Source organism: Paenibacillus amylolyticus, assembly GCF_003719335.1.
Taxonomy (GTDB): Bacteria; Bacillota; Bacilli; order Paenibacillales; family Paenibacillaceae; genus Paenibacillus; species Paenibacillus amylolyticus_D.
In genome coordinates, this window is record NZ_RIAS01000020.1 from 91419 (window position 1) to 102136 (window position 10718).

General features: G+C 44.2%; 7 protein-coding genes. All 7 read left to right on the forward strand.

Annotated features, from left to right (window positions below; translation table 11 throughout):
• Positions 1–172 precede the first annotated feature (172 nt).
• A complete protein-coding gene (locus EC604_RS26205) occupies positions 173–1903 on the forward strand; it encodes a sensor histidine kinase (RefSeq protein ID WP_161557058.1) in 1731 nt (576 codons plus the stop codon).
• Positions 1896–3491 carry a response regulator transcription factor gene (locus tag EC604_RS26210; protein WP_123066970.1) on the forward strand — a complete coding sequence of 532 codons (1596 nt, stop codon included), beginning with the start codon at positions 1896–1898 and terminating at the stop codon, positions 3489–3491. Before EC604_RS26205 ends, EC604_RS26210 begins: the two co-directional genes overlap by 8 nt.
• A 194-nt stretch (positions 3492–3685) precedes the next feature.
• Entirely contained in the window at positions 3686–4975 is a 1290-nt protein-coding gene (locus tag EC604_RS26215; RefSeq protein WP_123066971.1) for an ABC transporter substrate-binding protein, read from the forward strand.
• 66 nt (positions 4976–5041) lie between these two features.
• Positions 5042–5962 carry a carbohydrate ABC transporter permease gene (locus EC604_RS26220; protein ID WP_123066972.1) on the forward strand — a complete coding sequence of 307 codons (921 nt, stop codon included), beginning with the start codon at positions 5042–5044 and terminating at the stop codon, positions 5960–5962.
• Between the two features lie 2 nt (positions 5963–5964).
• Complete coding sequence (locus tag EC604_RS26225; RefSeq protein WP_161557059.1) at positions 5965–6786, forward strand: carbohydrate ABC transporter permease; 822 nt, start codon at positions 5965–5967, stop codon at positions 6784–6786.
• A gap of 25 nt (positions 6787–6811) precedes the next feature.
• Positions 6812–9217, forward strand: coding sequence for an alpha-L-rhamnosidase C-terminal domain-containing protein (locus tag EC604_RS26230; protein WP_123066974.1), 2406 nt, complete (start codon positions 6812–6814; stop codon positions 9215–9217).
• Between the two features lie 361 nt (positions 9218–9578).
• Positions 9579–10718, forward strand: a 1140-nt coding sequence (locus tag EC604_RS26235) for a glycoside hydrolase family 3 protein (protein WP_161557060.1), incomplete at its 3' end; no start/stop codon positions are given.

Sequence of the window (10718 nt, forward strand, 5' to 3'; positions counted from 1 at the left end):
TTTTTGTTTTTTCCAGTTGCTTAGCTAACTACATCCTGACATAGATACCTTGTTGCCGGGCTGCACCTTTTCGGCTATGCTACCTTTAAAGAACTGCTTGGTTGTTTAAATGAATCAGGTAAGGGCTGTTACTCTCTTTAAGAGCAGCATAGGAGGTATAGAAGAATCTGGCATGAGAAGATCCCATTCCTATCTACCTGGATACAAATGGTTAAATCGCCGATGGAATAAATGGAGTTTAACCAAGAAGCTGGTCCTGTTTTATTTGCCCTTATTTGTTCTCCCCTCTATCGTTGGACTAAGTCTCTTAGCCCAGAACTATAATGCTGCGATCCGTACCAACGCCGAGTCATATTCCGATTCGATTACGAGCCTGACTGTAGACAAACTGGAAGCAACCATAGAGACCTATAACAATGTGAGTCTGCACATTCTAACCTCAGATGAAATAGGAGCAATTCTGTCTGAACCGGTCCATAACGAATTTGAAAAAATCGAACTGCAGCAGCAGCTGGAGCGAAGTGTGCTGCCGATCATTGGAGGACTAGACAGCAACCGTATCAAAGGATGTGTATTTATGACTGACAACACTACCTTTATCATCGGCCAAGATGAACAAGAGCCTTTAAGTGAGAAAGGAAAGTCAAATACGGTTACAGCCAACGGAGCACCTTATTGGGATGCTGTAAGGTCAGGTTATACTACAGATAATGATGTAAGTGCTTTCAGGTTAGGGCGTGTCATTAAAGATGAGAACTTCCGACCTATAGGATATTTTTATCTTATTGTTTCTTCTAATGTATTCAGGGACGTTCTTAGCTCTGCTATGGCAGGTTCCAATACTGCTTTTTTCCTTAACGGTCCGGATAGAGTGCTGCTTCAAGAACAAGTAATACAGGAAGATACATTTTCTGAAGTTTTACGTCTTGAACAAAGTATTGATTACAATGAATGGACGCTTACAGCGGAGTATGCTCTAAATACCGTGTATGCCACCGTCTACCGAATGAGTGTTTTTGCAGCTTGGCTGGCCGGGGGAAGTCTGGTCCTTGGTTTGGTTGCCTCCTACCTGATTCGTACCGACATTGCTTTGCCGATCGTGAGGCTTCTTGCCAATATGCGGAGAGGATTGCGCGGGGAGAAGCCTAACTCCCTTACTAAATTCAGGGGGGCCAGAGAAATTACGCAGCTGAATGAAACCTTTATTTCTGTTATGTATGAAATCTACAATTTATTGGGTGAAGTGAAGGCCAGTGAAGAACGCAAACGGCAGGTGCAGTTAAAAGTGCTCCAAAACCAACTTTCTCCTCACTTCATCTACAATACGTTAAATACCATCCGGTGGATGGCCATGATACGAAAACAGGACCATATAAAAGAGATTGTTGATGCTTTGAGCAATCTGTTGAGATACTCGATCAGAGACACCAATGAACTTGTTTCGCTTGAAGACGAAATTAACGTCATGCGTGAATTTGTCAAAATTCAACAAGTACGTCACCAAAACTTTATATTTCAGGTCGAACTGGAGGATGAGGTGAAACCGTATCGACTGCTTAAATTTTTGATTCAGCCGCTCTTAGAAAATGCTATAGTTCATGGTTTGTCGTCTATTGATCATTCAGGACAGATTCGTCTGGAGGCAAAAGCAGAGAAAGGGATGCTTAGCATTCGGGTATGGGACAATGGCAGCGGAATAGGTCAAGAGCGCTTATATGAAATCCAGCAGGTTATGAGCAGCGGAACTGGAAGCCACATCGGATTATTGAGTGTGAAAGAGAGGATTGAAATGTTCTATGGCCCTGCCTACGGAATGAACATTACGAGTGAACGGGGAGCAGGCACTACTGTGGAATTAAAGCTTCCGATCTTGAAAGAAGGATGGCCAAACGAAAATGATTAAAATTGCGATTGTAGATGATGAATCCCTGGTTCGGGTTGGATTTCAGACTATTATTGACTGGCATGAAAATGGCTATGAAATACAAGGTGTTTATCGGAACGGCAAGGAGGCATGGGAGGCATTTTCTACAGATGGTTACCCCGAAGTGCTGCTGACCGATATACGAATGCCTGAAATGGATGGTCTAGAATTGATAAGACGAATTAGAGAGACGGATAAAGAGATGATCATTTTAGTCCTGAGCAGCTATGAAGAGTTTGAATATACAAGAAGATCCATCCAATTGGGTGTTCAAGACTATATTCCAAAGCATCTGTTCGACCCAGATGAATTGATTTCAACACTGACCCGATTATCAGAGAGACTCTCCTCAAAGGTTCGCGCTAGACAGAGCCGGGCCAATGCCATGGATGAAGAAAGGCAGCGATTGATGACACAATCCAGAATACTTCCGGGTATTGTTGCTTTTGCGGCCGATTTCTCTCACAAAGAGTACCCTATGCTTACAGACCTTTTGAAAGAAGCGGCTTTCGTTTGTTGGGTTGCTGTTCGTATTTGGTCAACGGATCACTCAGACAACGATGATGACCAGACTGCCTTGGGTTTTCTCCTGCAAGATCTTATGAATAAAACGACACATGCAATTCCTCTGGGCTTTGATCAAGGCTTTTTTCACGGCTTACTCTTTAGTCGAGAAACAAAGCCGGAAGAAACAACGATGATGGCCGGTCTGGTAAAAGAATGGATGGACACAGTGAAGCAGAATCTTGCCATTACAGTATCAGCCGGTATGTCTGATCATCTGATCTTTCAGAAGTGTAAAGTGATAAGAAACCAAGCAGAGCAAATGATTGACCGATCCTTTTTCAATGGGCCAGGCTTGTACCGCTTTGATGCGAGTCTAAATGTTGTTCAGGAGCAGCTAGACATAAAGTTTCAACAATGGCAGCAGCAATTTATAAGCATATTGAAATCAGCTTCAGAGGAAGAGTTGGCGAAGTGGCTGGACGCCGTAGGCAGCGAACTAGAGACACGTTATTCTCCCGATACTGCGTTCCGTTTGGTCCAGTGGATGCTTAAAATTTATCAAAATGATCCATCGAACATGAATATGCTGATTGATACAGAGAAGTCCGATTTTATGACCCTCCCCTTTTATTCAGTGGATTCCATCCGAACATGGGACGAATTAAAGTCCTGCTTTTTACAGACGATTAAACGGTTCAATGACTTATCCGCCACCGCTAGGATGAAATCGCAAACATGGCTGGAGCCGGTTTTTCTTTATGTAGAAGCACATTTCGCCCAAAGCATTCGGCTTGAGGATGCCGCAAGCTTAGTGAACTTAAACATTCATTATTTCAGTCATCGATTTAGCCGGGAAATGGGAATGACGTTTCTTGAATACCTAACCCAGGTTCGTATCCGTAAATCTATAGATCTCATGAAGCGATACTCGCTTTCTGCTGAAGAGGTAGCTTCCCGTGTGGGATATCCAAACTCGAATTATTTCGTGAAGGTGTTTAAAAAAGTTACCGGAATGACCGTTTCTGAATTCAGAAACTCGACTGGCTTCTCAACTAAATAAATGGAATGTTCATCTAATAATATGGAATGACGATCAACCGGGACATCACTGTTCCGGTTTTTTGCCCTAAATGAAATGCAACTATCGAATAATATGGAATCATAAACAAAAACTTGTTCATGGAAACGCTTTATTTTGTGAACTATGATTATTACATGCTTACAAACCGTCAGACACGAAGGGAGAAATAAAAAATGAAAAAGGGGTTATTCAGAAAAGCACTTCTTGCAGTGACAGGTGTCTCCGTCTTGCTGTTGGTAGCATGTGGCGACAACACAAACAGTTCTTCACCCGATCAAGGCAGCAAAGCCGGAACTGAAAAACAAGTGGAATTAACCGTGTGGGGAGACCAGTCTAACCAATCATCGTTTGAGTCGGGATTTACCGCAATCAATCAAGCATTTGAAGAAGAACATCCGAATATCAAATTAAACTTTCAATTCTCAGGGTCAGAGACAGCGATCGATACGGCTGTTAAGAGCAACTCGCTGCCGGATGTGTTCTATGTTCAAGGAAACAAGACGCCTAAAATGAAGCTGTATGTGCAGAGCGGTGCATTGCTTGATCTGGATGATTACGGACTCGATACCAGCCGTTTCGAGGAAGACCTCATGGAATACGCGAAGGTGGACGGAAAACTATATTCCTCGCCTCCGGCCTTTATGGACTCCCAGTTGATTTATTATAATAAGGACATTTTTGAAAAGGAAGGTTTGCAGGCTCCGGCAACGTTAGATGAGTTCGTGACGTTGGTCGCGGCATTAAAGGATAAGGGAATCACACCTTTCAGTGTTCCCGGTAAAGCTGAATTCGAACGGGCTTGGCTTGCCTTTGCGCTAATGCCTGCTACCGCTGAGGAAGCATTAAGCAAGATTAATGAGGGGACTGGTTCTTTCAAAGATCCAAGCATAATTAAGGTATTCCAAACGATCAGAGAGTTCGCCGACAAAGGTTATTTCACCAAGGATTTGGCCTCTGTAGACAATGCCGGTGCCCAGTTGGCATTTACTAACGGCAGGACAGCAATGATGGCAGATGGTACCTGGAATGATCCAACCTTCGTAGGCGCTGGAATAAACCTCGGCAGATTTTATATCCCGACAGTATCTGGTGAACGCATTGCTCCGCAAAGCTTCAGTAATGCGACCACTTTTGCCGTATCTGCTGGAACCAAGCATCCGGAAGAAGCGGTCGAATATGTAAAGTTTCTATCCAGCCAAAAAGCTCAACAGCTGTTTGAGGATGAAACAGGTATGGTGCCGGCCCTGCAGGATATCACGCCTAGAGATGAGGGAGTCAAAGAATTGAGTGCGTTTGATTCCCTGGGTCATAATATTTATTCCGTATTAACTAACATATCAACAGAAGAGATCAAGTTGAATGATATCTTCCTTCAGCAAGTAATGCCGCAACTGTTGACCTCTCATATTGATGGTCAGCAAGCTGCAGAAATGCTGGAAGAAGCGCTGCTCCGCACAAAATAATCAGAACGATTTTGGGACGGTTAAGCCGAGCTGCTTAACCGTCCAAATCATTTGGAGGCGATCTAGGTGTTGCAGTGGCTTGGAAAGAAACCTTATTTGTGGTTCATATTGCCCGGTTTTATTCTGTATTCTATTTTCGTGATCTATCCCATTTTCTCAGCTGCCCAGCTTAGTCTGTTTCAGTCAAACGGTTTTAGTGAGAAGGTGTTTGTAGGCTTTAATAATTATATTGAATTGTTCACTAATTCGGAATTAAAACGGCAGTTCTTAAATGCGCTTAAGAACAATGTTATATTGGTCGTGCTTAACGTCGGACTGCTGATTCCTATTCAGCTTTATTTTGCCTATGTAATTTATACACGTGTAAAAGGCTACCGTTTTTTTCAAACAATGATCTTTGCTCCGCAGTTTATTACCACTAGCGTTATCGTATTTCTGGCTACGCTTGTTTTTGACCAGAATATCGGTATTTTCAATGAATTTCTCCAGCTAATCGGGTTAGGGGAACATGCTCGAAATTGGTTAGGGGTTCCGGGCTACGAGGTCCTTACCTTGTTCATTATGAATGCTTGGGCCGGTGTAGGCTTCAGTATGATCTACTTCGTGGCAGCCATGAAGATGCTGTCCGACGAAGTGATGGAAGCTTCTTATTTGGACGGAGCCGGCTACTGGAGACGGTTCTTCTCGGTCATTATACCGCAGATCCGTTCCAGTATTGTAAATATTGCTATGATCAGTTATATCGCTGCCATGACCTTATTTGATTTCAGCTATTTGCTGGGAGGGGTGAGCGGCGGTATTAACAATTCGATGGATGTGATGACACTGTTTTTCTACAGAATTACTTTCGGAACGACCGGCGCAATGGGAGGAACGGTAAGCACAAACTCCGTAGGTATGGGGACTACCATTGCCGTCGTAATGTTTGCCATCATCTTTGTGGTTGCTTTGATTCAGCTAAGATTCACTTATAAGGAGGAGAAATGATCATGGCTGATGTCAAAAAGCTGTATGTAACGAAGCTGATCCTCTGGGTGTACTCTTCCTTCACCTTACTCATCCTTGGGTATCTTACATGGAACTCATTTCGCACCAAGCAGGATGTACTGTCAAATACACTGGGCTGGCCCAAGTCCTTTACATTGGAATCCTATGTCAAAGTTTTTCGCAACGAGCATTTCGGCGTCAATATCTGGAACAGCGTATTTATCCTCATGATGACAATCATCATCATTGTAGCCTTAGCCTCCATGGTTGCTTATGGTTTAGGTCGTTACTCCTTTAAGTTTAAGCAAGGTGTAATGCTGTATTTTTTGATCGGTCTCATGTTCCCTGTCCAGCTCGGTGTGGTTCCCGTATTTTTGATTATCAAGAATCTTGGACTGATTAATTCTCCGTGGAGCGTAATTCTGGTGTTATCAGCGGGATTATCAATGGCTGTACTGATGCTCACGAATTTCTTTGCCGGCTTGCCGGACGCTCTGGCCGAATCCGCACGAATAGACGGCGCCGGAGAATGGAGAATTTTTTACCGAATTATGTTTCCGCTTGCTTCACCAGTAATCGTCAGTCTGTGCATTATATTGTCCGTTAATATCTGGAACCAATTTTTCCTGCCGTTAATTATGCTTCAAGACGACGCAGTCAAGACAATACCGCTGGCAGTTATGAAGTATACATCCAATATTCTGCTTAATATGGATAAAGCACTGGCAACTTCCGTCATTGCAACCATTCCGGTTCTGCTATTATTTTTCATCTTTTCGGAACGAATTATTTCAGGAGTCGCTTCAGGAAGTGTAAAAGAGTAATCTATCTGCAAAAAGGAGGTCACTTATGCGTCCTGATTGGGAAGAAGAGGCAAGCTGGATATGGCACCCTCATTGGAAGGAAGAAAATGAAGCTAAGGGAGGCGGATTTGTCTATTTTAGAAAAACATTTGAACTTCGAAAAGGCAGGCATAACTGTGCGCTTCGTATTTCAGCTGACAGCCGTTATCTGCTTTATGTCAATGGTATACCAGTAAGCCGGGGACCTTGCAAAGGGGACCGGTTCACATGGCATTATGAGGAAGTTGAGATTGGAGAATACCTGAAAGAAGGCATAAACGTTTTTGCTGCTCAGGTGCTGCGTTATCCCTATACAGGCGGTGGAAATCAGTCTGTATGGCGTACGCGGCTTGCCGGGCTGTATGTGCATGCTGTCATCAGAGATGAGCAGAATACTCAGGCTGCAGCTGCACATACCGATGAATCCTGGGAATGTATTAAGGATGAGGCGATTACTTTATCTCAAGGCGTATATACTCAATTTCTCGGAATTTCGGAAGCTGTTGACGGATTCAAGCGTCCTTTTGGATGGACAGAAGCAGGCTATGTTCCAGAAAAGTGGGAGAAGGCCTCCCGATATGTATTCGATATCGTTCATGGGGAACTAAAACCGTGGGAGTTAAGAAAACGTCCCATTCCTCCTCTCTATGAAACTGAACGCCGGTTTGTTGGTATTTCCCGACTCTCGGAAAAAGGAAGCAAGCCTGACTGGTTGGAACTGGTGACGTATGACCGCTCGTTAACGATCGCACCTCATTCAGTTATAACGATAGATTTTGACGCCGGAGAGCTGACTACAGGTTACCTTGAGATGGATTTGTCCGGAGGTCAAGGGAGTGAAATTAAGCTGTTGTGCGCCGAATGTTATGAGAATCCGCCCATATCAGTCCCTTGGATACGCGACAAAGGGGATCGGACGGACAGTACAAATGGAGATTTATATGGTGATTTGGATATTTATAGACCTAGTGGCATGGAACAGGAAAGAAAGGAATTTATAGAGAAATATGAACCTTTCTGGTTCCGGACATTCCGCTATGTCAGAGTTGAAATCAGGACAGGAGAAGCACCATTAACGCTTCGTAAATTTTCTTATAGAGAGACAGGTTACCCGCTTGATGTCATCGCCCAATATCGTTCTTCAGATCCTCAAGAAACTGCTTTATGGGATATTAGCGTCAGAACGCTTAAACGATGCATGCATGAAACATACGAAGATTGTCCGTATTATGAGCAGCTTCAATATGTGATGGATACCCGCTCCCAAATCCAGTTCACCTATATTCTATCTGGCGATGACAGGCTTGCCCGCAGAACTTTATTTGATTTTTACAGTTCCTTGCTTCCGGAGGGATTAACACAGTCCCGATATCCTAGTGTATCAACCCAAGTCATACCAGGATTTTCATTATATTGGATTTACATGCTGCATGACCACATGATGTTTGCGGGAGACCGGAAACTTGTTGAGCAATACCTGCCTGGTGTAGATGCCATACTCGGTTATTTCCATCGGCAGATTGAGACAAGCGGTCTGATCGGTAAGATGAACCCTCGGTATTGGTCCTTTGTAGACTGGGCTGATAAATGGAAGGAAGAATATGGCGTCCCTGACGCAGCCCGCCAAGGCCCGCTGACGGTTTATTGTCTAATGTATACTTACGCACTGCAAAGAGCTGCTGAGCTTGCTGCTTTTACTGATAGAAGGAGCGTTGCGAAGGAGTATCTTGATCGAGCCGAACGCATGCAGCTAGCTGTTAAGGAAAACTGCATGTCGATAAGCCGCCCTGGCTGTCTTACCGACGGCCCCGGACTGGAGCTTTTCAGCCAACATGTCCAAATTTGGGCTGTGCTAAGTGGAACGTTGACAGGAAGAGAGGCCAGGCATGCAATCCTTCACTCGATCGAATGCCCGGACTTCGTACCCTGTTCATTCGCGATGTCCATCTACCAGTTCCGTGCGCTTTCTTTAGTTGGTTTGTACGATAAAGTATATGATTTACTGGCTCCATGGCGGCAAATGGCGTGTGAAGGGCTAACAACGTGGATGGAAGATACTGTAAGCAAGCGCAGCGATGCTCACGCTTGGGGCTCCGTGCCTATTTATGAATATACAACAGAAACGTTAGGGATTCAGCCCTCTGCCCCAGGCTGCGAGAAGATAAAAATAAGTCCGCAAATCGACCGCCTTTCCCACGCTGAAGGGTGTGCAATGACCTCTAAAGGCATGGTTTCCGTACAATGGCAGCTTGTCGATTCTACATTTCGCATGCATGCCACTTGGCCAGAGCAAATCTCATGCACGATTGTTTTGCCGAATGGTCAAATAGTAAGAGGAGAAGAGAACGGCGAATTCAGCATCTTAATGGATTGGCGGAATTCATCGGAATCTGAGATGAAGGAGAGCTTATGACGACATCAGAGAAATGCAAACATGCCGATCTCGCAACCAGGAAAGCAGACTGGGTGGCATAGGTAGACGATGCGATTTCTGATCACTCGGATGAGGAGTATACGATATTTATGGGCGACGGAGCTTGCATAAAGATTTGTTATGCAGAACGCTGTTTTCAAGTGGGGGGAGTTTCAGTATTACGCTCCCGCTTGAACAGAAACATGAACGTATGGAGTCATTAGTGATGGATTTTTGGAGAAAATGATCTTATTCGATACGATTCAGTTGATTAATTCTAAAAAAATAATTATATTACCATATTTGATGAGTAGATTCATCTATCCTTATATAAGTAAGCGATAACATTAAGGTTGGAGGAATATTAATGGAACGAAATTTACAAGAAATGATCAAGCAAATGACATTAGAAGAAAAAGCAGAACTCTGCTCAGGTAAAGATTTCATGAATACGAATTCCATTGACCGTCTTGGGGTTCCCTCTATTATGATGTCAGATGGCCCTCACGGACTTAGAAAACAAGACGGGAGTGCGGACCACCTAGGTATAAACAAAAGTATACCAGCTACTTGCTTCCCATCCGGAAGTGGAGTTGCCTCATCGTGGAATCGTGAACTCGCCCATACAATGGGGACAGCACTCGGACAAGAAGCACAAGCAGCGGATATTTCGATTATTTTGGGGCCTGGCGTGAATATCAAGCGTTCCCCGCTGTGTGGCCGAAATTTTGAATATTTTTCTGAAGACCCTTATTTATCAGGGACTTTGGCAGCTAGCTATATTTCAGGCGTACAAAGCCAAGGCGTGGGTACTTCTATCAAACATTTTGCTGTAAACAACCAGGAATATAAGCGTATGTCTGTCGATGCAGTGGTGGATGAACGGACTCTACGGGAAATTTATCTTGCGAGCTTTGAACATGCAGTGAAAGAGGCAGAGCCATGGACCGTCATGGCCGCTTATAACAAAGTAAATGGTGATTTTTGTTCCGAAAACAGCCGGTTGCTGACTGAAATTCTCCGGGATGAATGGGGATTTTCAGGCGTAGTGGTGTCGGATTGGGGAGCTGTCAATGAACGGGATCAGGGACTAGCTGCCGGTCTAGAACTGGAAATGCCTTCCAGCAACGGTGTGGGAAGCAAGAAAATTATTGAAGCTGTTCAATCGGGAAAGCTGAGCGAAGAGGTGCTGGATCGATCTGTTGAGAGATTGTTGTCACTTATATTCAAAGCTGTAGACAACCAGCGGAAATCAGCATCAGTTGATGTAGAGGCACAACACCAATTGGCCAGAAAAATTGCAAGTGAATGCATGGTTCTGCTCAAGAATGAGGAGAGCATTCTTCCTCTAAACACCGAAGATTCCATTGCAGTTATCGGAGCATTTGCACAGCACCCGCGCTACCAGGGCGGCGGCAGTTCACATATTGAACCGACGAAGCTGGACAACATCTATGAAGAAATCCTTAGAACAGCCACTGCCAGTGCATCCTTCTCGTAT

Bases quoted from the DNA above. Each gene is read 5' to 3' on its own strand.
- EC604_RS26205 (WP_161557058.1), top strand. From the start codon at position 173: ATGAGAAGATCCCATTCCTATCTACCTGGATACAAATGGTTAAATCGC.
- EC604_RS26210 (WP_123066970.1), top strand. From the start codon at position 1,896: ATGATTAAAATTGCGATTGTAGATGATGAATCCCTGGTTCGGGTTGGA.
- EC604_RS26215 (WP_123066971.1), top strand. From the start codon at position 3,686: ATGAAAAAGGGGTTATTCAGAAAAGCACTTCTTGCAGTGACAGGTGTC.
- EC604_RS26225 (WP_161557059.1), top strand. From the start codon at position 5,965: ATGGCTGATGTCAAAAAGCTGTATGTAACGAAGCTGATCCTCTGGGTG.
- EC604_RS26230 (WP_123066974.1), top strand. From the start codon at position 6,812: ATGCGTCCTGATTGGGAAGAAGAGGCAAGCTGGATATGGCACCCTCAT.